This window comes from Mesorhizobium sp. CNPSo 4684, assembly GCF_057784315.1.
In genome coordinates, this window is the sequence record NZ_JBWLUX010000028.1 from 64,754 (window position 1) to 87,905 (window position 23,152).

The following is a 23,152-nucleotide window of genomic DNA, read 5'->3' on the forward strand; positions in this document are numbered from 1 at the left end:
TCGAAAGGCGCCGCTATCGACGCCCGGAGGCTGCCCCCGGCCTTACACCATGCCGAGCGCGGCCTTGTACAGATCGAGGATGGATTCTTCCTCTTGGCGCTCGGCCTGGTCCTTCTTGCGCAGCCGGATGATCGAGCGCATCGCCTTGGTGTCGAAGCCGGTGCCCTTGGCTTCGGCGAACACTTCCTTGATGTCGTCGGCGATGGTCTTCTTTTCTTCCTCGAGCCGCTCGATGCGCTCGATGAAGGCGCGCAACTGGCCGGCGGCAACAGTCTGGCTGGTCTCGGTGATGTCGTCGGCCATGTTTTTCTCCGCTTCTCTTTAGGCGCCGCGATTCTGGCGCGGCAAAATTGGAGCGGGTTCGATGCCCGAGCGGGCGCGGCGGGTCAAGCCATTATCGATGCTTCGTGGACGGCTGCTGCCAGCCGTCCCCAATGTGATCGATTCGCATCACCCAAAGGCGATCAGCAAATCCTTCGCGTCGATCTGATCGCCGGCCTTGACCAGCACTTCGGCGATCATGCCGTCGCGTTCGGCATGCAGCGCCGTCTCCATCTTCATGGCTTCGATGGAGAGCAGCACGTCACCAGCCTTGACCGCCTGGCCGGCGGCAACCGCAAGCGCGGAGACCACGCCCGGCATCGGCGCGCCGACATGCGCCTCGTTGCCGGGCTCGGCCTTGCGCCGTGCCTTGGCCGCCGAGGCGCCGTGCGCCCTGTCCGGCACCCGGACGCGGCGCGGCTGGCCGTTGAGCTCGAAAAACACGGTGACCATGCCCTTCTCATCGACATCGCCGATGGCAAGGCAGCGCACCACAAGGGTCTTGCCTTTCTCGATATCCAGGAAGATCTCGTCCTCGGACTTCATGCCGTAGAAATAGGTCGGCGTCGGCAACACGCTGACCGGCCCGTAGGTCTCCTGCGCGGCGGCAAAGTCGGTGAACACCTTCGGATACATCAGCCAGGACGCGAATTCGTATTCCGAGAGCTTGCGCTCCAGCTTCTCCTCAATTTCCTTGCGGCTGGCCTTGAGGTCTGCCGGCTTGAGCAGCGAGCCCGGCCGCACGGTGATCGGTTTGCTTTCCTTCAGTGCCTTCTTCTGCAGCTTCGCAGGCCAGCCGCCGGGCGACTGACCGAGATCGCCGCGCAGCATCGAGACGACCGAGTCGGGGAAGGCGATGTCCTTGGCCGGGTTTTCGACGTCGGCGACGGTGAGGTCCTGGCTCACCATCATCAGCGCCATGTCACCGACCACCTTGGATGACGGCGTCACCTTGACGATGTCCCCGAACATCAGATTGACGTCGTGATAGGCCTGCGCCACCTCGTGCCAGCGCGTCTCCAGCCCGAGCGAGCGCGCCTGTTCCTTGAGGTTGGTGAACTGGCCGCCCGGCATCTCGTGCAAATAGACCTCCGAGGCCGGCCCTTTGAGGTCGCTTTCGAAGGCGGCGTACTGGTTGCGCACCGCTTCCCAGTAGAAGGAGATGTTGCGGATCCATTGCGGATCGAGGCCGGGATCGCGCTCGGTTCCTTTCAGCGCCTCGACAATCGAGCCGAGGCAGGGCTGCGAGGTGTTGCCGGAGAAGGAATCCATCGCCGCATCGATGGCGTCGACGCCGCTTTCCACGCCCGCCAGCACCGTCGCCGCCGACAGGCCTGACGTGTCGTGGGTGTGGAAGTGGATCGGCAAATCGGTCGCCTCGCGCAGCGCCTTGAACAGCACGCGTGCGGCGGCCGGCTTCAACAGCCCCGCCATGTCCTTGACGGCGATGATGTGGGCGCCGGCGGCCTGCAATTCCTTCGCCAGCCCGACATAGTATTTGAGGTCGTATTTGGCGCGTGCCGGATCGAGGATGTCACCGGTGTAGCAGATCGCCGCTTCGACCAGCTTGCCCTCTGCGCCCACCGCGTCCATGGCGACGCGCATATTCTCGACCCAGTTCAGGCAGTCGAAGACGCGGAACAGGTCGACGCCGCCAGCCGCTGCCTGTTTGACGAAATGCTGCACGACATTGTCGGGATAGTTGGTGTAGCCGACGCCGTTGGCGCCGCGCAGCAGCATTTGCAGCAAAAGGTTGGGGGCGGCCTCGCGCACTTTGCTCAGCCGCTCCCACGGATCCTCGGTGAGGAAGCGCATGGCCACGTCGAAAGTGGCGCCGCCCCAGCATTCCAGCGACAGCAGCCGCGGCAGTGCCCGCGCATAGGTGCCGGCAATGCCGGCAATGTCATGCGTGCGCATGCGGGTGGCGAGCAGCGACTGGTGGCCGTCGCGCATCGTCGTATCGGTGACCAGCACCTCTTTTTGCTCACGCATCCAGGCAGCGAATTTCTCCGGCCCCAGCGCGTCGAGTTTCTGCTTGCTGCCTCCCGGCACATTGCCGTTGAGATAGGGCACGACGGGCGCTGCCGCATCGGCCTTCGGCATCGGACGGCCGCGGGTTTCGGGATGGCCGTTGACGCTGACATCGGCCAGATAGTTGAGCAGCTTGGTGGCGCGGTCCTGGCGCTTGACCTGCGCGAACAGTTCCGGCGTCGTGTCGATGAAACGGGTCGTGTAGGAATTGTCGGCGAAGCGCGGGTGGTTGATGATCGCCTCGAGGAAGGTGAGGTTGGTCGCCACGCCGCGGATGCGGAACTCGCGCAAGGCCCGGTTCATGCGGGCGATCGCCTCTGCCGGTGTCGGCGCCCAGGCCGTCACCTTCTCCAGCAGCGGATCGTAGAAGCGGGTGATGACCGCGCCCGAATAGGCGGTGCCGCCGTCAAGGCGGATGCCGAAACCGGCGGCTTCGCGATAGGCGGTGATCCGGCCGTAATCCGGGATGAAACTATGCTCCGGATCCTCGGTGGTGATGCGGCACTGCAGCGCGTGGCCGTTCAGCCTGATGTCGGCCTGCGCCGGCACGCCCGATTCTTTCGTGCCGATGACAAAGCCGTCCAATATGTGGATCTGCGCCTTGACGATGTCGATGCCGGTCACCTGCTCGGTGACGGTGTGTTCGACCTGGATGCGCGGATTGACCTCGATGAAGTAGAATTTGCCGGTGTCGGCGTCCTGCAGGAATTCCACCGTGCCGGCGCCGATATAGCTCGTCTCGCGCGCGATCTTGAGCGCATAGCCGCAAAGCTCCTGGCGCAATGCCTCGCTGAGGTAAGGCGCCGGCGCCCGCTCGACGACCTTCTGGTTGCGGCGCTGGATCGAACAGTCGCGCTCGAACAGATGCACGGCATTGCCGTGAGTGTCGCCAAGCACCTGGACCTCGACATGGCGGGCGCGCTCGATCAGCTTTTCGAGATAGACCTCGTCCTTGCCGAACGCGGCCTTGGCCTCACGTTTGCCTTCGGTGACTTCGCGGACCAGATCGGCCTCGGCGCGGATGGCGCGCATGCCGCGCCCACCACCGCCCCACGATGCCTTGAGCATCACCGGATAGCCGATTTCCTTGGCCAATTTCTTGACCGCGTCCATGTCGTCCGGCAGCGGGTCGGTTGCCGGGATCACCGGCACGCCGACCTCGATGGCGAGATTGCGCGCGGCGACCTTGTTGCCGAGCCGGCGCATCGTGTCTGGCTTAGGGCCGATAAAGGTGATGCCGGCCTCGGCGCAGGCATCTGCGAATTCAGGGCTTTCCGACAAAAGGCCATAGCCCGGATGGATGGCGTCGGCGCCGGACAGCCTGGCGACGCGGATCACTTCCTCGATCGACAGATAGCTTTCGATCGGCCCCATGTCCTTGGCCAGATGCGGCCCGCGCCCGACCTGGTAGCTTTCATCGGCCTTGAACCGATGCAGCGAATATTTGTCCTCCTCGGCCCAGATCGCCACGGTTTTGAGGCCGAGCTCGTTGGCCGCGCGAAAGACGCGGATGGCAATTTCGGACCGGTTGGCGACGAGGATCTTCGTGATGGCCAAGGAAGAAGGCTCCGGACAGGGAGGGATGGGGCTGAGCAATGATTAACGCGAAAATGCTGCAGTGCAACCAAAATCGGGAGGCGATTAAACCGATTTAAATGGATTCTAGCACTGCAAAGCGAAAGACTGCGTGCGGATGGCGTCGTGAAGTGACGCGAATTGTCATCCCGCGCACAATCCGCTCCCGGCCAATGGTTCTTTTTTTTAGCCAATGCCGTCGCTCCGTCCCTGCTCCGACTGATCAAAAGAAAAATGCCCGGCGCAAGCGCCGGGCATTTCGTAGGGGTTGAGCTAATGGATCAGCCCTTCGGCAGCCAGGTGATCTTGCCGTCCGGACCCTTCTTCCACTCGTACATGATGTAGCCCGGGAGCTTCGGATCGCCCTTCTCGTCATAGGCGAGATCGCCCAGAACGGTCTTGAACGGACCCTTCTCATGCATCGCCTTCGCCACTTCCACCGGGTCATTCGACTTGGCCACGGCAGCGGCCGCAGCAATGACCTGCATGGCAGCGTAGGAGTAGAGTGTGTAGGCTTCCGGCTCAAAGCCCTGGGCGCGGAACTTCTCGACCAGTGCCTTGTTGTCGGGGATAAGGCGCGGATCCGGGCCGAAGGTGTTGAGCGTGCCGATAACCGCGTCGCCGGCGATCGCAGCCAGCTCGTCGGTGACGATGCCGTCGCCCGACATCAAGGTAGCCTTGAGGCCCTGGTCAGCCGACTGGCGGATGATCAGGCCGGCTTCGGTGTGCAGGCCGCCCCAATAGATCAGGGTGACGCCGGCGTCCTTCATCTTGGCGATCAGCGCCGAGAAGTCCTTGTCGCCGACATTGACGCCTTCGTACATGACTTCCGTCATGCCGGCCGCGTTCATCGCCTTCTTGGTTTCGTCGGCAAGGCCCTGACCGTAGGGGGTCTTGTCGTGGATGACGGCAACCTTGGCGTCCTTGAAGTTGGCCGCAATATAGGCGCCGGCGATGCCGCCCTGCTGGTCATCGCGTCCGCAGGTGCGGAACACGTTCCACAGGCCGCGCTCGGTGAATTTCGGGTTGGTCGCCGCCGGGGTCACTTCGACGATGTTGTTGTCGACATAGACTTCCTGCGACACCGGGATCGAGACGCCCGAGTTGAAGTGGCCGACCACGAACTTGACGCCGTCGCCAACGAACTTGTTGCCGACCGAGATGCCCTGCTTCGGATCGGAGACGTCGTCGCCGACTTCGAGCTTGATCTGCTCGCCATTCATGCCGCCTGCTGCATTGATGTCGGCAACGGCCGCTTCCGCACCCTTCTGCAGCTGCGCACCGAAGGCCGCATTCGGGCCGGTGATCGGACCGGCGACGCCGACGAGGACATCAGCCCATGCGTTACCGCCAAACGCGACAAGCGCGGTCAGGGCAACGGCGGACAAAAGTGATTTCTTCATTTAAACGCTCCCATTTACGAGGTGGGCGTGGATGATACTTTCATGCGATGCCCACCCTTATCGCAGAAAGCGTACTTTGCCGATTTTCAGGCCCTTGTCACGCCGATTCATCCCCGAAACGGCGTTAATGGTGAACGTCAAGCTTTCGGTTTCCAGCTTAAGATCGAAGCCCGTTCGTAAAGCCAATTATACTGCGTCACCATCTGGTTGGTGCGCGTGTATTGATAGCCGACAAACCCCAATATCATAAGCACGATTGTGTCCACGACATAGTATTGCAGAGAAAACATCGTACCGCCGAACAGGGCATGATGGATGAACCTGATGCCGATGCCGAGCCCCAGCAGGAAGGCGAACAGCGCCGGTAGGCTGCGCCATGTCTGGGCGCTGGCCTTGCCAGTCATCCATGCCGCCCAGCCGCCGAGCAGACAGGTGACGAAGAAGAACTGCCAGATGGAAGGTTCTTCGTAGAGAATGCCTTGCATAGTGAAGACTCCCTAGCATGACCCCGAAAAGTTGCAGACTTTTCGGAAAAAGGTCATGCGACAAACAAACAAATTGGAGCGGAATACCGTATGCATACATTCCACTCCAACTCAGTGATGGCCGCCTTCGAGATAGGCCGCGCGCACTTCCGGATTGGCGAGCAATTCCTTGCCGGTGCCGCTCATGGTCACGTTGCCATTGACCATGACATAGCCGCGCGTGGCGAGCTTGAGCGCGCCGAAGGCGTTCTGCTCGACCAGGAACACGGTCAGCCCTTGCGTGCGGTTCAGCTCGCGGATGGCGTCGAAGATCTGCTTGACGATCAGTGGCGCCAGGCCGAGCGACGGCTCGTCGAGCAGAAGCAGCTTCGGCCGCGCCATCAGCGCGCGCCCGATCGACAGCATCTGCTGCTCGCCGCCCGACAGCGTCCCGCCGCGCTGCGCGATGCGCTCCTTGAGGCGCGGGAACAGTGTGAACACCTTCTCGGCATCCTCGTCATAGTGCTTGAGGTTGTCGAGGCCGGCGCCCATCTGCAGGTTTTCCATCACCGTCATGCGCGGGAAAATGCGCCTGCCTTCCGGCGACTGCGCGATGCGCATGCGCGCGATCTCGTGCGTCGGCATCTGGGTGATGTCGGTGCCGGCGAAAGTGATGGTGCCGGCACGCGCCCGCGGCGCCCCGAAGATGGTCATCATCAGCGTCGACTTGCCGGCGCCGTTGGCGCCGATCAAAGCGACGATCTCGCCTTGGTTGACGTGGACATTGACGCCGTTCAGCGCCTTGATGTTGCCGTAGTAGGTCTCGACGCCCTTGATGTCGAGCAACGTTGTCTCGGCCATCACTTACGCCCTCCGCGCGGCTTGGATGTCGGGGATTTCCCGGCGGGCTTGGCCGTGGCCCGCTCGGTCGGTTTTCTCGGCGCGACGCTGGCCCTTGCATCGACCTGTGCCGCCTTCGAGGCGCCCTTCGACACCGTAACCCGCTCGCCCTCGCTGTGGCCGATCGTGTCGCTCACCGGGCCGGCGAGATAAGACGACGACGTGCCTGGCCCGTGCGCCGTGTCAGGCCCTATGTCCAACTGCTCGATGACGTCTTCATCGCCGACCTCGGTCAGCACCGTCTCGACCTCCTCGTCGTCGACGCCGAGATACGCGGCGATGACGCGTGGGTCGGTGCGCACCGCTTGCGGGCTGCCGTCGGAAATCTTGCGGCCATATTCGAGCACAACGACATGGTCGGAAATTTGCATGACCACCGACATGTCATGCTCGATCAGCAGGATCGATGTGGTGCTCTTGATGTCCATCAACAGCGAATTGAGCGCGGCCGATTCCTTCGGATTGAGACCGGCCGCCGGCTCGTCGAGACACAGAAGCTCGGGCCCCGTGCACATGGCGCGCGCGATCTCGAGGCGCCGCTGTGCGCCATAGGGCAGGTCGCCGGCCGGATCGTCGGCCCGATCGACGAGATCCGCCTTCTCCAGCCAGTGCTTGGCGAGCTCCACCGATTCGGCCGAGGCCCGGCGGTAGCCGCCGATCCCGAACAGGCCCAGGATCGTATAGCCCGATGCCTTCATCAGCTTGTTGTGCTGGGCAACCAAGAGGTTCTCCAGCAGCGTCATGCCGGAGAACAGGCGGATGTTCTGGAAGGTGCGTGCCACCTTGGCGCGCGCCGGGATCTCGTGGTTAGGCAGCCGTTCGAGCAGGAAGCTCGAGCCGTCGGCACCGTTGAGCGTGATCATGCCTTCCGACGGCTTGTAGAAGCCGGTGATGCAGTTGAAAACGGTGGTCTTGCCGGCGCCGTTGGGTCCGATCAGCGCGGTGATCTCGCCGCGCTTGGCCTGGAACGACAGGTCGCCGATGGCGACCAGGCCGCCGAACTTCATCGACAGATGCTCGACCTGGAGAATGGCGTCTTTCATGCCCGGATTGGCCTTCTGAATCGAACTCGCATTCATCAGCCGTGTCCTTCCTTGGTGAAGGAACTGGAGACCGCTCTTCGCTCCTTGAGGAAGGCTGTCGGTTCACGACTACCGACGAAGCCGCGCGGCTTCCACAGCATGACGATGACCATGGCCATGCCGAACAGAAGCATGCGGTAAAGCTCCGGCGTGAAATCCTTGCCGAAGACCTGCTTGAGAAAGTCGAGTTCCCGCAATGCCTCGGTGCCGCCGATCATCACCATTGCGGCGACCGCGATACCGACCAGCGAGCCCATGCCACCGAGCACGACGATGGCCAGGATGATCGCCGATTCCAGGAAGACGAAGGATTCAGGGCTGACGAAGCCCTGCCGTGCGGAGAAGAAGGCGCCGGCAAAACCGCCGAACATGGCGCCGGTGGCAAAGGCGGTGAGCTTGGTGGTGGTGGTGTTGATGCCGAGCGAGCGGCAGGCGATCTCGTCCTCGCGCAGTGCCTCCCAGGCGCGGCCGACAGGCATGCGCCTGAGCCGTATCGTGACGAAGGCGGTCAGCAGCGCCAGCGCCAGGATCAGATAGTAGAGGAAGATCTTGTAGTAGGCGCTCGACTGCGCGATGTGCAGCACCTTGCCGATATAGTTCGGGTCCGTCGAATTGAACGTCATCAGGCCGAAGAACGTGACCTTCGGAATACCGGAGATGCCGGCCGAGCCGTTGGTGACTTCACGCCAGTTGATCAGCACCAGGCGGATGATCTCGCCGAAGGCCAGAGTGACGATCGCCAGATAGTCGCCACGCAGCCGGAGCACCGGAAAGCCGAGCATCACGCCCCAGAAGGCGGCCATGGCGCCGGCCGCCGGCAGCAGGATCCAGAACGACAGGCCGTAGTGAGAGCCGAGCAGCGCATAGGCATAGGCGCCGACCGCGTAGAAGGCGACGTAACCGAGATCGAGCAGACCGGCGAGGCCGACGACGATGTTCAGCCCCCAGGCCAGCATCACATAGATCAGGATCTGGATGCCGAAATTGTCGATCCACTTCAGCGAGCCCTGCAGCCCGCCGACGAACGACCACGACATCAGCGACAACACGCCGACGACCAGGATCGGATAGAGCACCAATGCGGTGACCCCGAGCTTGGTGAAATTGTCATGGATGTAGGCGCGGAAGTAAAAGATCACACAGGCCAGCGCATAGATGACGGCCAGCGCGCGCAGGAACTGCAGATAGCCGGCCAGACCATCGCCTACCAGCCCCGGCAAGGCGCCGCCGAACACAAACAGGACCACCGCCAGCACGATGGCCACGATGAAAGCCGGAAGCAGGAAGAAGCGCGACGCCACGCTGGCCGGCAACAGACCGGTGGCGACATTGGCGATCTTCTGATTGGCCATGAAGGGCTGGCCATAGGCAATGTAGAAGAAGCGGCCAAGCATGGTCAGCACGACCACGGTGATGAGCAGCCACCAGCGCGTCACCAGGATCAACTGGTTGCTGATGTTCTGGTCGGTCTTCAGGCCGATGAACAGAACGAACAGGCCCAGCGCGATGGCACCGGCATAAAGCGCCTCACGAAATGCGCGCTGCACGGGGGAGGCGACGGTGTCGCGCTCCGAGGATACGGTAACCGCCATTGTCTCAGACCTTTTCGACTTCTGGCCGGCCCAAAATGCCGGAAGGCAGGAAGATCAGCACGATCGCCAGGATGGAGAACGCCGCGACGTCCTTGTAGTCGATCGAGAAATAGGCCGACCACATGCTTTCGATGAAGCCGATCAGCAGCCCGCCAAGCACGGCGCCCGGCAGAGACCCGATGCCGCCGAGAACGGCCGCGGTGAACGCCTTGACGCCCGGCACGAAACCGTCGGAGAAGGCGATGACGCCATAATACATCAGGAACAGCGTGCCGGCGACGGCCGCAAGGGCTGCGCCCATGATGAAGGTGATCGAGATCGTACGATCGACGTCGACGCCGAGCAGCGCGGCCATCTTGCGGTCCTGCTCACACGCCCGTTGCGCCCGGCCAAGCGAGGTCCTGTTGACCAGGTACCAGAACAGCGCCAGCAGCAGCGCCGTGACGATGACGATGATGATCTGCTTCAGCGACACGCTGATGCCGTTGATGTTGTAGACCTGGCTGACCATCGGCGGGATCGGCTTGTTGCGCGGACCCTGCGTCACCTGGATGAAGTTCGACAGCGCGATCGACATGCCGATGGCGGTGATCAGCGGCGCCAGCCGGAACGAACCGCGCAGCGGCCGGTAGGCCACCTTCTCGATCGTCCAATTGTAGAGGCTGGTGAGCAGCATCGCCACGATCATCATGATCAGCAGCGCCAGGACGACCGGCACCGAATAGAACAAGGCGCCGAGGATGAGGAAGACGACGAGGGCGGCGAAGGCCCCGACCATGAAAATGTCGCCGTGGGCGAAGTTGATCATGCCGATGATGCCGTAGACCATCGTGTAGCCGATTGCGATCAGCCCATAGATCGATCCCAGCGTCAGCCCATTGATAAGCTGCTGGACAAAGTACTGCATGTGTACATGGCTCCCCTGGAACGTCGCCCATGCAGACGCATTCCTTTTCGTATTTCCCCTAGTCGTAAAGTTTCGAGCCCGGATTGCAACGTGATTTTTCAAACGTCGTGCGTGTTTTGCCGGCACGCCGTTCGATTGCCCGTTTTTTGCTCCCGATCCCTGGACTATCGCGGACCCTATCATTGGCATAACGCAATGTCTTTGACGATTCAGTCGGACAATGCACCTCATTTCGAAGAAATCGCCGTCAAAATTAGGTGATAAGACGAATCGTTGCGTTGCCGGCATGCTTCGTTTTTTAGCCACATTCCTTTCCTCGGGGGCAAGATTCTTGCCGCTTGGCCTTAGGCTGTGCGCAACTGGATCGTGATGGTCGATAGAAGACAGTGTAAAAAACCAGGCTTCCAGCCTCGCCCGTCGGGCAAGGAAGCGACTGCGCGTCTGTGATCAGTAGGCGGATCCACCATCGTCGCTCAGCGCATGCCGCTCCGTGCCCTTCAAGGGCGGATTGAAAACGCTGACCAGGATCATGTCGCCTGCGGCGTCGGCCCGCAGATAATGCTCGTCATGCTCATTGAGCACATAGATCGTACCCGGCTCTATACGATGCACCGCACCGGACATGTCCTCGACCTCGCCGGCGCCGGCGATGCAATAACAGGCCTCGAAATGCCTGACATAGTGGAGGCGCGATTCGCTGCCCGCGCGCACGACAGTGTGGCAGACGGTGAAGCCCATGCCATCCTGCTGGGTCAGCAACCGGTGGCTGGTGCCATTGCCCCAATTCACGAAGAAGTCAGATTTTTCTACATCAGCCAATTGTCTGGTGAACATGACGATTTCCCTGCGGATGCCAGCCAAGGACCGGGAAGTTGCGGATGGATTGGTGATCCACGGCAGAGATGCTGCATGCCGGGCGGACTTTCAAATGATTGCTTCTCACCGGTCATGTTAGTAAATCTTACAGATGGACTACATTCCGCTGAATGCCATCCGGGCCTTTGAGGCTGCTTCCCGCCGCTTGAGCTTTTCCGCTGCCGCCGAAGAGTTGCATGTGACCCATCCGGCGATCAGTCACCAGATAAGGCGCCTGGAGGAGTGGCTGGGCGTGCCTCTGTTCCACCGCGACGCGCGCAAGGTCAGGCTGACCGATGCCGGCGTGATGCTGCAGGCGTCAGCGAGCGCTGCCCTTGCCGAACTCGGCGCCACCTGCCGGCGCATCCGGCGCAATGCCGCGGCGGCGACGATTTCTGTCGGCTGCATCCCGTCCATCGCCAGCCGCTGGCTTGTGCCCCGCCTGCCAGCCTTCACCGCCAGTCACCCCGACATCGGCATGCGCGTCGCCTATGCCAAAGCCGAGGACAGGCTTGGCGATGGCGACAATGACGTGCTGATCACGCTCGGCGCCGATCCGACGCCCGGCGTCACCAGCCTGAAACTGTTTTCGCGCCTCAACCGCCCGGTGTGCAGCCCCTACTATCTGGCCGGCAGGGAGCATCTCAGGACACCTGCCGGGATCGCCGGCGCCGACCTGCTGCACGACGAGAACCGCCAAGGCTGGAGCGAGTGGTTTGCCGAGGCCGGCCTGGCCAAGGTCGATGTCGGCAACGGGCCGGTCTTTGCCGACTTCAACATCCTTGCCACCGCGGTTATCGCCGGGCATGGCGTGGCGCTATGCCCCGTCGATGTCTTTCGCGACGAACTGAAGCGCGGCGACCTGGTGGTCCTGTCCGACATATCGACGAACCGCGACAAGGCTTACTTCCTGACCATGGCGGCGAATGCCTCCCCCGCCGCACTCACCTTCGCCGACTGGTTCCGTCGGGAAGTCTCGGTCGATGCCGAGGGCAACCAGCCCGCTACTTGACGACGAACCCATGCGCGAAGGGATCGCGGTCGTCGATGAAGATGGTGTTCAGACCGGTCATCCGCGCCCAGCCGCCGATCGAAGGGATGATGGCCGGCTTGCCGGCAACGGTGACGTCCTTTTCGACCTTACCCTTGAACAGCGAACCGATGATCGATTCATGGACGAAGCTGTCGCCGGCCTTGAGCTTGCCCTTGGCATGAAGCTGCGCCATGCGTGCCGAAGTGCCTGTGCCGCAGGGCGAGCGGTCGATCGCCTTGTCGCCATAGAAGACGGCATTGCGCGCATCGGCGCCCGCCACCGTCGGCTTGCCCGTCCACAGCATGTGCGACAGCCGGTTGATCTCAGGATTTTCCGGATGCACGAACGAATACTTCTCGTTGAGCCGCTGCCGTACCACCGGGCTCCAGGCGATGAAATCGCCAGCGGAGTAGTCAGCCATATCGCGGTAATTCGCCTGCGGTTCGACGATGGCGTAGAAATTGCCGCCATAAGCGACATCGACGGTAATCTCGCCAAGCTGCGGACACTCCACCGTCAGCCCTTCCGCATAAAGGAAGGACGGCACATTGGTGATACGCACCTCTTCGACATAATCACCAACCTGTTTGTACTCGGCGATGACCAGCCCGGCCGGCGTGTCGAGCCTGAGCACACCCGGCGTCTTCGGCTTGATCAGCCCATGTTCGATGGCCATCGTCACCGTGCCGATCGTGCCGTGGCCGCACATTGGCAGGCAGCCCGACGTCTCGATGAACAGGATGGCGATGTCGCAATCCTCGCGCGTCGGCGGGTAAAGGATCGAGCCCGACATCACGTCATGGCCGCGCGGCTCGAACATCAGCCCGGTGCGGATCCAGTCATACTCCGCCAGGAAATGCGCTCGCCGTTCCATCATCGTCGACCCCTCGAGCAAGGGACCGCCGCCGGTGACCAGCCGCACCGGATTGCCGCAAGTATGGCCGTCGATGCAGAAGAAGGATTTTTTGGCCATGATTTCCTCGAACTCAAAACCGTTGCGGGCTGAAGGGGGTAAGATCGATCGGCGAAGTCTGCCCGAGAACGAGATCGCGGATCAAGCGGCCGCTGGCGGCCGCCTGGGTCAGGCCGAGATGGCCATGGCCAAAGGCGTAGACAACGTTGGGCGCAGTGCGCGCCGTGCCGATGACCGGCAGCGAATCCGGCAGCGATGGACGATAGCCCATCCATTCGCGGCCGCCTGACGGGTCCAGCCCCGGCAGGAATTGTTTGGCTTTTTCCAGCATCGCCTTGGAGCGCGCAAAATTCGGTGGCCGGCCGAGTCCGCCCAACTCGACGGCGCCGCCGACGCGCAGTCCCGTGCCGAGCGGCGTGATGACGAAACCGTGGCCGGAGAAGATCAGCATCCGCTGCACGGCGAAGGCGGTCTTCGGCAATGTCGTGTTGTAGCCGCGCTCGGTCTCCAGCGGGATAATGTCGCCGAGGTTCTTGGCCAGCAGATGCGACCATGCACCGGCGGCGACGACAAGATGCCGTGCCTGCCGGACAGTGCCGTCGGCCAGCGTCAGCGTCACGCCGGCATGATCGGCGGCGATGCGCTCGATGCGCGCTTTTTCGAAACGCGCGCCCAACCCTTCGGCATAGGCCCACACTGCCTTGCCGAGCAGTTTCGGGTCGGCGACGGTCTTCCATCCCGGCACGAACGTGCCCTTGATGAAGCGCGGCGACAGCCCAGGCTGCAGCCGCGCCAGTTCCTCGCCTTCGACATGGCGAAAGCCGATGCCGAAGCGCTCTCGCGCCGCCCAGCCCGACAGTCCGGCCTGGAACTCTGCCTCGCTTTCGTAAAGTTCCAGCGAACCATCCTCGTGCAGCATCGGCCGCGCGCCGGACCGCTCGAGCAACCCCATCCATTCGGCCTCGGCGAGCCTCATCATGCCCGCCTGTGCCACAAGGCTCGCCTCATAATGCCGCGGCGCGCCAGCGCGCCAGAAGCGGAACAGCCATGGCAGGAGCTTCGGCAGATAGGCCGGTGGGATGCTGAGCGGTCCGAGCGGATCGGCAAGCCATTTCGGCAATTGCCGCATCATGCCCTTATGCGCCATCGGCAGCACATCGGAGAAGGCGAAGGCGGCGGCATTGCCGGAGCTGGTTTCCTCGCAAATGCCGGTCCGGTCGAAGATGGTGACGCTGCGCCCGGCCTCAGCCAGCAGGGCTGCGGCACAGATGCCGACAATGCCGCCACCGACAATGGCGATGTCAATTGAAGCATCGCTGTTCATGACCACGCGCCGTGCAAAAATGGCCAGTCTCGCCTCTCCGAGCCAGCCCCCTCATCCGGCCCTTCGGGCCACCTTCTCCCCGAGGGGAGAAGAGTTCGCCAACGCTGGCGCCAGTCTCTTCTCCCCAACGGGGAGAAGGTGGCCGCGAAGCGGCCGGATGAGGGGGCCTGCAGCATTGCCAATTCAGAACGTCGGCAGCTTCGGCCGTACCGCCAATGCGTCCTTGACGATCTTCTCGACTGTCTTGCGGCGCTCGCCTGACAGCGGCTGGCGCGGCATGCGCACGCGGTCGTTGGTCTGGATCGCGAACACTTCGGCAAGCTTGATGTTTTGTACCAGATAGGTCGAGACATCGAGATCGAGCAGCGGCCGGAACCAGCGGTAGATTGACAGCGCTTCTTCGCGGCGGCCCTGCTTCATCAGCTGATAGATGGCAACGGTCTCGCGCGGGAAGGCGACAACCAGACCCGCCACCCAGCCGATGGCGCCGACCGACAGCGCCTCGAAAGCGAGATTATCGACGCCGGTGAAGAGGTCGTAGCGGTCGCCGAAGCGGTTAATGATCTCGGTCGAACGGCGGATATCGTCGGACGATTCCTTGATGGCGACGAAGCGCTTGTCGGCGGCCAGTTCCTCCATCTGGTCGACGGTGACGTCGACGCGGTAGGCGAGCCGGTTGGAGTAGATCATCACCGGCAGGTCGCCGGCCTGGGCGACGGCGCGCAAGGCGGCGACCGTCTCTTCCGGGTTGGTGTGATAGATCGGGCTCGGCACCACCATCAGCCCGTTGGCGCCTTCCTTGGCGGCGCGCTTGGCGATGCTTGCCGCCTCGCGGGTGCCGGCCTCGTTGACCGTCAGCAGCACCGGCTTGTTCCCGGCGACTTTCTGTGCCGTCTTCAGCACCTCGATCTTTTCGTCATGCGACAGCATCGGGCCTTCGCCGAGCGAGCCGCAGACGATGATGCCGTCGCAGCCGGCCTCCATCTGCAAGGCAAAGCAGCGCTCCATCTCGGCATGGTCGAGGCGGTCGTCAGCAGTGAATTTGGTCGTGACGGCGGGGAAAACTCCGGTCCACATAGCTGTCTCTCCATCTGATATATCAGCTGTATATCTGGTAAGAAATCTACTGTCAACGCGGAATCTGCTATGATATATCTAAAATATATCAGGAGCGGACCTTTGATATCCACCGACACTGCATCCCCAGAGCCGGCTGCCACCAAGGCCTATCGCGCGCTCGAGCATATGATCGTGACGCTGGAACTGGCGCCGGCGAGCTTTGTCACCGAGGGCGCCCTGATCGAAAGGCTCGGCCTCGGCCGCACGCCAGTGCGCGAGGCGATCCAGCGCCTGGCTTGGGAAGGCTTGCTCGACATAAGGCCACGCGCCGGCATCGCCATTGCGCCGCTGCATCCCGGCGATTGGCTGCGCGTGCTTGACGCGCGCCGCGGCGTCGAGGTGGTGCTGGCACGCTCAGCCGCCCGTTTCGTCACCCGCGAGGCCGCCGACATGTTTCACGACGCAGCACTTGCCATGCAGAAGGCGGTCATCTCGGGCAACGTGCTGGCCTTCATCCAGGCCGACAAGGCGCTCGACGAGGCGCTGGCGCAGGCTGCCGACAACCCGTTCGCGGCGCGGCTGGCCGCGCCCTTGCAGACCCACAGCCGCCGCTTCTGGTTCCGCTACAAGGCCGACACCGGGCTCGCCGAATCCGCCGAGCACCATGTCGCGCTGATCCGCTCGATCCTGGACGGCGACGAGGAAGCCGCCGCCAAGGACGCCAAGCGCCTGATGGCGCTGTTGCGTGGCCATGCCGAGACGGCGGCGACGCGCTGAACGGGCGATCAGATCCCTTGCGTGGTGGCGATGGCGGTATTCTCCCATCCGTCACCGGTCGCGAAGATGCAGCTTCGGCCCTTCACGTCGGTCACCAGCATCGACCAGGTCCCATTTGCCGCAACATAGATCTCGACAATGGCGGCCTCGCCGACCACACCGTAGCCGATCTGCTTTTGTTGAAAGGCCTGCGCCAGCCCCGCGACGAGGTCGCTGTGGCCGCCGCAGATAAATTGCGCCTGCGCCGATAGGGTCGACAGCGCCAGCGCAGTGCCGATCGCGGCTATCCTGATCCATCGAAACGAAAATTTGTGTGCCATTGGGCACCTCCTTCGCCTTGGCGTTCCGGCAAAGGAGGCACATGGGGCAGCCTCAATATGCCGGAGCGTTCCAGGCCGGGTCCGACGTCTTCATCACGTCACTCCTTCTGGTTTTCCGGTCTGTCGTCAGGGAAGTTATCATTCCCTTGAATCGATATGGTGAGGCCCCGATCCGAAAACAAGCACCATTGCCTTGCCCTCGCCGGTGCCAACCGGACCGCCAAAGGCGAAAAAGGCGGGATGACCCGCCTCTTTCTGTATTTGGAATGTTTCCCGAACCCAGTTCATCGTCGGGATGACGAATTCCGCACCGTCCTTGATGCCGGACGGTCAGCGCGAGGTCACCGTCTTGGTCTTGGTGTAGAAGCGGAACGCATCCGCCGCAGCGGCACCCCTTTGTCCGAGAGTTATCTTCCGATCAGTATCAGGCGCCCGGCAAGGCTGCTGCCACGGCCCCTCCATCCCAACCTTCGCCAGCCGTGATGACGCAGCTTTGGCCGTGTGTGTCGGTAGCCAGGATGGTCCAGGTACCTTGGTCGGAGATGAAGATCTCAAGCACCACATTCGGGTTCACCAAGCCACGCGCGGCTTGGTTTTCGTGAAACTTCTTGCCGAGCGCCTTGACCATGTCGGTTCGCGCAGCGCATTGATCTGCTTTAGCCTGGGCGATGCCGGACATCGCGAACACCGCAAAGACCATCGCCGTCATAAGACGTCGTGTCATCTGACACCTCCTTGCGCCAGACGAGAACCCCGGCTGCTACCGGCGCTATATTGATGGCCTGCACCACGGCAGGAATGCAATTTAAGGCATATGGTAGGCTTTTGGTTCCATCGCTTAAACGTGATGGCGAATGTCGGTTTTGTACAAAGAAAGGCCCGGGCTTTGTGAACTGACCCGGGCCATCTCGTCCGATCTTGGAAGCCGTCCAGTCAGTTCATCGTCGGGATGACGAATTCCGCGCCATCCTTGATGCCGGACGGCCAGCGCGACGTCACCGTCTTGGTCTTGGTGTAGAAGCGGAACGCGTCCGGACCGTGCTGGTTGAGATCGCCGAAGGACGACGCCTTCCAGCCGCCGAATGTGTAGTAGGCGATCGGAACCGGGATCGGCACGTTGACGCCGACCATGCCGACCTGGACACGGGAAGCGAAGTCACGCGCCGCATCGCCGTCGCGGGTGAAGATGGCGACGCCATTACCCATTTCGTGATCGTTGGCGAGCTTGATGGCGTTCTCATAGGTCGGCGCGCGCACCACCGACAGCACCGGCCCAAAAATCTCTTCCTTGTAGATGCGCATGTCGGCGGTGACGTTGTCGAACAGGCAGCCGCCCATATAGTAGCCGTCCTCGTAGCCCTGCATGGAGAAGCCGCGGCCATCGACGACCAGCTTGGCGCCTTCCTTGACGCCGATGTCGACATAGCCCTTGACCCGCTCCAGAGCTTGGCGCGTCACCAGCGGGCCGAAATCAGCGGAGGAATCGGTCGATGGGCCAACTTTTAGGCTTTCGACACGCGGGACCAGTTTTTCCATCAGCCGGTTGGCGGTGTCATTGCCGACAGGCACCGCCACCGAGATCGCCATGCAGCGCTCGCCGGCCGAGCCGTAGCCGGCGCCGATCAGCGCATCGACCGTCTGGTCCATGTCGGCGTCGGGCATGATGATCATATGGTTCTTGGCGCCGCCGAAGCACTGCACGCGTTTTCCCGCCGCCGTGCCGCGCGAATAGATGTAATGGGCGATCGGCGTCGAGCCGACGAAGCCGATGGCCTTGATGTCGGCATCGTCGAGGATGGCGTCGACGACATCCTTGTCGCCATTGACGACGTTGAGGATGCCTGCCGGCAGGCCGGCCTCGATGAACAGTTCGGCGATGCGCATCGGCACGCCCGGGTCGCGCTCCGAAGGCTTCAGGATGAACGCGTTGCCGCAAGCGATTGCCGGCGCGATCTTCCACAGCGGGATCATCGCCGGGAAATTGAACGGCGTGATGCCGGCGACGACGCCGAGCGGCTGGCGCATCGAATAGACGTCGATGCCGGGGCCGGCGCCGTCGGTGAATTCGCCCTTCATCATGTGCGGCGCGCCGATGCAGACTTCAACCACTTCGAGGCCGCGCTGGATGTCGCCCTTGGCGTCGGCGATGGTCTTGCCATGCTCGCGCGCCAGTATGTCGGCCAGTTCGTCATAGTCGCGGGCGACCAGTTCGAGGAATTTCATCAAGACGCGCACGCGGCGCTGCGGGTTGGTGGCGGCCCATTTCGGCTGCGCCTCCTTGGCATTCTCGACCGCCGCGCGCAGTTCCGCTGGCGAAGCCAGCGCCACCGTGCCGCGCACCGTGCCGTCCATCGGCTGCATGACATCCTGCTTGCGCCCGCTGGTTCCGGCGACATGCTTGCCGCCGATGAAATGACCGTATTCGATCATGGTTCTCTCCCTGAGTTTGTGATGATGCATTCAACGCCTTTGCAGGCGCGAAGGCAACGCGAGGGAGAACGCAACCGTTGTGCAGAGATTAGACAACGGCCGATGGGTGTGCATTAATTGCCGCAAATAGCGATTTTTTGTTGATTGGCAGCAAGGATAGAGAGTTGCGATCCTTCAAACCCCCCTCTGACCTGCCGGCCATCTCCCCCGTAAGGGGGGAGATCAGCAGCGTCAGCGACGGTGCCTTTCTTTCGGCGGTCAAGATTGGCGAAAGCCGGCGTGACATCCAATCTCCCCCCTTGCGGGGCAGATGGCCGGCAGGCCAGAGGGGCGGGAACGCGGCGCTCGCCACTAAATCGGACCATCCGCATGAACTGGGATGACGTCCGCATCTTCCTCGCCGTGGCCCGCGCTGGCCAGATCCTCGGCGCCGCCAAGCGCCTCGAGCTCAACCACGCCACCGTCTCACGCCGCATCGCGGCGCTCGAGGATGCGCTGCGCACAAAACTCTTTCGCCGGCTCACCACCGGCAGCGAGCTGACGCCGGCCGGCGAGCGCTTTCTCGACATTGCCGAGCGAATGGAGGGCGACATGATCGCCGCACGCTCGACCGTGTCGGGCGAAGGCGACGATATTTCCGGCACGGTGCGCATCGGCGCGCCCGACGGGTTCGGCGTCGCCTTCCTCGCCACGCGTCTCGGCGCGCTGACGGCGCTGCACCGCGAACTGACCATCCAGCTGGTGCCGGTGCCGCGTTCCTTCTCGCTGTCACGGCGCGAGGCCGACATCGCCATTACCGTCGAGCGGCCGAGCGAAGGCAGGCTGGTGGCGGGAAAGCTGGTCGACTACACGCTCGGCCTGTTTGCCTCGCGCGCCTATGTTGAGGCACATGGCCTGCCGCGGACATCAGCGGAACTTAGCCAGCATACATTGATCGGCTATGTGCCGGACCTCATCGTCAGTCCATCGCTCGACTATGCGGCCGAGTTCAGCCCGGACTGGCGGACCAGCTTTGCCATTTCCTCGGCCCTCGGCCAGGCCGAGGCGGTGCGCTCCGGCGCCGGCATTGGCATCCTGCACACCTTCGTCGCCCGCTCGATGCCGGAGCTGATCCCCGTCGACATCGTGGCGCCGATCCGCCGCGCCTACTGGTTGGTCTATCATGAATCGGTTCGCCCTCTCCGCCGCGTGCAGATCGTCGCCAACTTCATCACCAAGGCGGTGGAGCGGGAGCGCGGGCTGTTCGTGTAGGCTATCGCCTTTCCCCTGCCATAAAATCCCCTTCCCTTGCCACGGAATCAGTGAGTGTGGCATCAGGCGCAGGATTTTGCCGCTGGTACGGTGGAGCGCCGGGTGGCACATTTTTCGGAAAGCTGGCGCGAATAACAATGCGAGCCGTTCTTGCCATCCTCCTGCTGGCCTGGCTTTCGGCCTGCGCCAACCCATGGACCAAGGTTCCGGAAGCTGAACTGCCTAAGCCGATCCGCACCGCAATGGCTCGCCCCTCGCCTTTCGTCTTCGGCAATTATTGCGGCCCGGGCACCCGCACCGGCGACCTCTCGGCCCGGCCGGTCGACCGGCTCGACAGCGCCTGCCAGATCCATGACGCCTGCTACATCGCGCGGGGCAACCATTGCGCCTGCGACGGCGCTTTGGTCGCCTCGGCAAAGGCAATCCGCGACGACAGGACGGCGCCGAAAAAGATGCGCGGCGAGGCCGAGCTTTTGATCGCCACCTTTGCGCTTCCCGTCTGCAAGGTTTTTCCGCAAGGCTTCCTGCCACCCCGCGACCCGGCCGAGCTGAAAACCATGAACGGGGCGGCGGGATGAACCGCGCCACTTGCCTGGTCCTGGCCGGGCTGGCGCTTATGGCGCTGGCCGCATGCGCTGGTCCGCTTAATCATAGCTGCGACTTCTTCCCTGGTAACGAGGACTGCGCGCGGCCCTCGCTGTCGGCCGACGCGCCAGGACCGCAAGTCGCTGCCACGCAGTTCTTCGGCGATGCCGGCACCGGCGACTATGAAAGGCAGTTTCTGGCGCTGCTCGCCCACAACCAGATCGGTGCCATGGACAGGGTGAACGGCACCGGTCCGTTCGGCCATGACCGCCATGCCATCGCCAACCGCGATTTCCAGGCCACCTACCGGACGCTGGAACGACTGGCGAAGCCGGTTGGCGCGGGGCAGATGCCAGCGGCGAGCGGCACGGCTGGCGAAGGCCATTTCGACGGCCGCTGGCGGGTGTCGCGGCAGACGCTCTATATCGACGCCGCTGCCCGGCCCTCCGCGCCCAAGACGTTCAGCTTCTCCGGCCTGCAGGCGCGCTCGGTTGAGATCGTGCTGCGCCAGTCGGGAAAGCTGCCTGTCGACATATCGGGCGCCTGCGACGGCGCGCTGGCGATCCGCGCCGTCGGCGGTTCGCGCACCGTGGCGAGCGGCGCCGCACTCCGGCTCCGCCTGTCGGCCGGGCAAACCGCCAGCCTGTTCCCGAGCGATAGTCTTAACCGCTGCAGTCTCAAGGTCAGTTCCAGTCTGGCCCCGGCGGGGACGCCACTCACCATCCTGCGCGAAGAGGTCGTGTACCCGGCGATTGCCGCGCTCGACAGCCGCTATGAGCGCTGTCCGGTGCCCGATCCCTCCGGTCTGGATCAGCTTGCCCGCGTCTTCTATGCCGGTCGCTGGCTGTCGCAGACCTGCTCGCTGCCGCTGGGGTCACCGCGCCTGTTGCGCAAATCGCGCGAGGGCTTCAACGCCAAGGTCGTGGCGTTGCTCGGCGTGCCGCTACCCGACAGCGCCTTCGACAAGGCCGATCCCGAACTGCCGCTCGACTTCTCGGTCGCGCCGAAACTCAAGCTGATCTATCTGTCGTCGCTGGAATTCAAGGCCGACTTTTCCGGCCGCGTCCTCGAACGGCTGATCCGCCACCACGCAGCCCTCGGCACCAAGGTGCGCATCATGGTGACCGACGTGCTGGAGCGCGACAAGGACGACGCGCTGCTGCACCGGCTGGCGGCCGACTACCCGAATGTCGAGTTGCAGGAATACCGCTGGCGGGCCGACCAAGGCGCGCCGATCGACGAGCAGCTGTCCCAGTTACACAAGACCCACCACGTCAAGATGCTGGCGACGCTGGCCGAAAATCCCGCCCGCTCGCGCGTCATCATCGGCGGCCGCAACATCCATGACGGCTTCCTGTTCCATAAGCCGATCGACCTGTCGCGCTATCCCAACCTGGAGCAATACGGCAAGACCGACGGCTTCTCGCTGAATTACTATTCGAACTGGAGCGATTTCGACATCGAGTTCGCCGACCCGGCAACGGTCGAGATATTGGCTGCGCATCTCTCGACCTTGTGGCTGCGCGACGCCGACACCGACATTATCAGGCCTTTTTCCATTCCGGTGCGCACCGACGGCCGGCGTCCGCCAGGCACGGTGCGCCATTTCATTTCCGTGCCTTATGAGGACAACCACGCGCTGGAGACCTATTTCGTCGAGCTGATCGACACTGCCCAGCATCACATCGAAATCGTCAATCCCTACCTCAATCTGACGCCGAAGCTCAGCCTGGCTATCGAGCGGGCACTGGCGCGTGGTGTCAGGATCGACATTATCGGCCGCATCGACCTCAAGGGCGACATTGGCGGCAAGTTGCTGACCGCGCTCAATAAGCTGTTCGTCGAGAAATATGGCGACCGCATCAACATCCGCGAATTCAAGGCGCCCGATGTCGTGCTGCATTCCAAGATCATGATGATCGACGAAAGGCTGGTGACGATCTCGTCGGTCAACCTCAACAACCGCAGCTTCTTCCACGACCTGGAGAACGGCATGATGGTCCTCGACCCCGCCTTCTACGCCAGGATGCAGCCTGTCTATGACGACTATGTCGCCCATTCGAACCCGGTATCGACCAACGTGACGATACCCTGGGCCTACCGGTGGCTGTTCTCGAAAGGCTGGGTGAAGGAAGCGTTTTAAGGGGCTCTACGACGACCGATCGATTGAAGGCCGCCAACCTTCGTCATCAACTCTGAGGGATCAGGGCGTCTCTTAGTCTCGCATTTAGGGTGACGACGATCTTTCGCATGACGGCGACGATAGCCACCATTGGCTTTTTGCCATTGGCGATGAGGCGTTTGTAGAAGAGAGCGAACTCGCCCTTTCC

Annotated in this window: 19 protein-coding genes and 1 pseudogene; 5 read left to right on the forward strand and 15 right to left on the reverse strand. The window is 62.8% G+C overall.

The annotated features are described in order from the left end of the window. Positions 1–42: 42 nt before the first annotated feature. The 9 genes and pseudogenes from AC04SG_RS24125 to AC04SG_RS24165 form a co-directional block, all read right to left on the reverse strand. Positions 43–303 carry a DUF2312 domain-containing protein gene (locus AC04SG_RS24125; protein WP_023719653.1) on the reverse strand — a complete coding sequence of 87 codons (261 nt, stop codon included), beginning with the start codon at positions 301–303 and terminating at the stop codon, positions 43–45. 147 nt (positions 304–450) lie between these two features. Next, entirely contained in the window at positions 451–3,909 is a 3,459-nt protein-coding gene (gene pyc, locus AC04SG_RS24130) for a pyruvate carboxylase (RefSeq protein WP_488553079.1), read from the reverse strand. Positions 3,910–4,208: 299 nt separating this feature from the next. Next, positions 4,209–5,330: a branched-chain amino acid ABC transporter substrate-binding protein gene (locus tag AC04SG_RS24135; protein WP_488553080.1), complete on the reverse strand. Its 1,122-nt coding sequence runs from the start codon at positions 5,328–5,330 to the stop codon at positions 4,209–4,211. Between the two features lie 137 nt (positions 5,331–5,467). Next, positions 5,468–5,815: a DUF6867 family protein gene (locus AC04SG_RS24140; RefSeq protein WP_192252461.1), complete on the reverse strand. Its 348-nt coding sequence runs from the start codon at positions 5,813–5,815 to the stop codon at positions 5,468–5,470. A gap of 111 nt (positions 5,816–5,926) precedes the next feature. Beyond that, the gene (locus tag AC04SG_RS24145) at positions 5,927–6,655 is read right to left on the reverse strand and encodes an ABC transporter ATP-binding protein (RefSeq protein ID WP_436261829.1); all 729 of its coding nucleotides are present in this window, start codon (positions 6,653–6,655) and stop codon (positions 5,927–5,929) included. 17 nt (positions 6,656–6,672) lie between these two features. Beyond that, a pseudogene (locus AC04SG_RS24150) lies at positions 6,673–7,773 on the reverse strand (ABC transporter ATP-binding protein); the annotation flags it as partial. After that, positions 7,773–9,368 carry a high-affinity branched-chain amino acid ABC transporter permease LivM gene (gene livM / locus AC04SG_RS24155; protein WP_488553081.1) on the reverse strand — a complete coding sequence of 532 codons (1,596 nt, stop codon included), beginning with the start codon at positions 9,366–9,368 and terminating at the stop codon, positions 7,773–7,775. The gene livM and the pseudogene AC04SG_RS24150, both read right to left, overlap by 1 nt. A 4-nt stretch (positions 9,369–9,372) precedes the next feature. Further along, positions 9,373–10,275: a branched-chain amino acid ABC transporter permease gene (locus AC04SG_RS24160; protein ID WP_192252467.1), complete on the reverse strand. Its 903-nt coding sequence runs from the start codon at positions 10,273–10,275 to the stop codon at positions 9,373–9,375. A 447-nt stretch (positions 10,276–10,722) separates the two neighbouring features. Continuing rightward, positions 10,723–11,109 carry an ectoine synthase gene (locus AC04SG_RS24165; RefSeq protein WP_352556728.1) on the reverse strand — a complete coding sequence of 129 codons (387 nt, stop codon included), beginning with the start codon at positions 11,107–11,109 and terminating at the stop codon, positions 10,723–10,725. A gap of 133 nt (positions 11,110–11,242) precedes the next feature. Between AC04SG_RS24165 and AC04SG_RS24170 the strand changes: the two genes are divergently transcribed. Continuing rightward, entirely contained in the window at positions 11,243–12,142 is a 900-nt protein-coding gene (locus AC04SG_RS24170) for a LysR substrate-binding domain-containing protein (protein ID WP_488553082.1), read from the forward strand. Here the strand turns inward: AC04SG_RS24170 and AC04SG_RS24175 are convergent. The 3 genes from AC04SG_RS24175 to AC04SG_RS24185 all read right to left on the reverse strand — a co-directional run bounded on the left by AC04SG_RS24175 (position 12,135) and on the right by AC04SG_RS24185 (position 15,477). Then, complete coding sequence (locus AC04SG_RS24175; RefSeq protein WP_488553083.1) at positions 12,135–13,136, reverse strand: 4-hydroxyproline epimerase; 1,002 nt, start codon at positions 13,134–13,136, stop codon at positions 12,135–12,137. The genes AC04SG_RS24170 and AC04SG_RS24175 overlap by 8 nt on opposite strands. A 13-nt stretch (positions 13,137–13,149) precedes the next feature. Then, the gene (locus tag AC04SG_RS24180) at positions 13,150–14,400 is read right to left on the reverse strand and encodes an NAD(P)/FAD-dependent oxidoreductase (RefSeq protein ID WP_488553084.1); all 1,251 of its coding nucleotides are present in this window, start codon (positions 14,398–14,400) and stop codon (positions 13,150–13,152) included. A gap of 183 nt (positions 14,401–14,583) precedes the next feature. Then, positions 14,584–15,477: a dihydrodipicolinate synthase family protein gene (locus AC04SG_RS24185; protein ID WP_488553085.1), complete on the reverse strand. Its 894-nt coding sequence runs from the start codon at positions 15,475–15,477 to the stop codon at positions 14,584–14,586. Between the two features lie 69 nt (positions 15,478–15,546). Between AC04SG_RS24185 and AC04SG_RS24190 the strand changes: the two genes are divergently transcribed. Then, positions 15,547–16,236 carry a GntR family transcriptional regulator gene (locus AC04SG_RS24190; protein ID WP_488553086.1) on the forward strand — a complete coding sequence of 230 codons (690 nt, stop codon included), beginning with the start codon at positions 15,547–15,549 and terminating at the stop codon, positions 16,234–16,236. An 8-nt stretch (positions 16,237–16,244) separates the two neighbouring features. Here AC04SG_RS24190 and AC04SG_RS24195 read toward each other — a convergent pair whose 3' ends face one another. The 3 genes from AC04SG_RS24195 to AC04SG_RS24205 all read right to left on the reverse strand — a co-directional run bounded on the left by AC04SG_RS24195 (position 16,245) and on the right by AC04SG_RS24205 (position 18,986). Beyond that, positions 16,245–16,556 carry a hypothetical protein gene (locus AC04SG_RS24195; protein ID WP_488553087.1) on the reverse strand — a complete coding sequence of 104 codons (312 nt, stop codon included), beginning with the start codon at positions 16,554–16,556 and terminating at the stop codon, positions 16,245–16,247. A 424-nt stretch (positions 16,557–16,980) separates the two neighbouring features. Next, on the reverse strand, positions 16,981–17,265 hold the full coding sequence (locus tag AC04SG_RS24200; protein WP_488553088.1) for a hypothetical protein: 285 nt from the start codon (positions 17,263–17,265) through the stop codon (positions 16,981–16,983). A gap of 224 nt (positions 17,266–17,489) precedes the next feature. Beyond that, positions 17,490–18,986, reverse strand: coding sequence for a CoA-acylating methylmalonate-semialdehyde dehydrogenase (locus tag AC04SG_RS24205; protein WP_112559720.1), 1,497 nt, complete (start codon positions 18,984–18,986; stop codon positions 17,490–17,492). A 369-nt stretch (positions 18,987–19,355) separates the two neighbouring features. Here AC04SG_RS24205 and AC04SG_RS24210 point away from each other — a divergent pair, with 369 nt between their 5' ends. From AC04SG_RS24210 to AC04SG_RS24220, 3 genes are all read left to right on the forward strand, one after another. After that, positions 19,356–20,237 carry a LysR family transcriptional regulator gene (locus tag AC04SG_RS24210; RefSeq protein WP_192252482.1) on the forward strand — a complete coding sequence of 294 codons (882 nt, stop codon included), beginning with the start codon at positions 19,356–19,358 and terminating at the stop codon, positions 20,235–20,237. Between the two features lie 137 nt (positions 20,238–20,374). Further along, on the forward strand, positions 20,375–20,815 hold the full coding sequence (locus AC04SG_RS24215) for a phospholipase A2 family protein (RefSeq protein ID WP_488553089.1): 441 nt from the start codon (positions 20,375–20,377) through the stop codon (positions 20,813–20,815). Continuing rightward, a complete protein-coding gene (locus AC04SG_RS24220) occupies positions 20,812–22,965 on the forward strand; it encodes a phospholipase D-like domain-containing protein (RefSeq protein ID WP_488553090.1) in 2,154 nt (717 codons plus the stop codon). The genes AC04SG_RS24215 and AC04SG_RS24220 overlap by 4 nt, the downstream gene beginning before the upstream one ends. Positions 22,966–23,152: the final 187 nt, after the last annotated feature.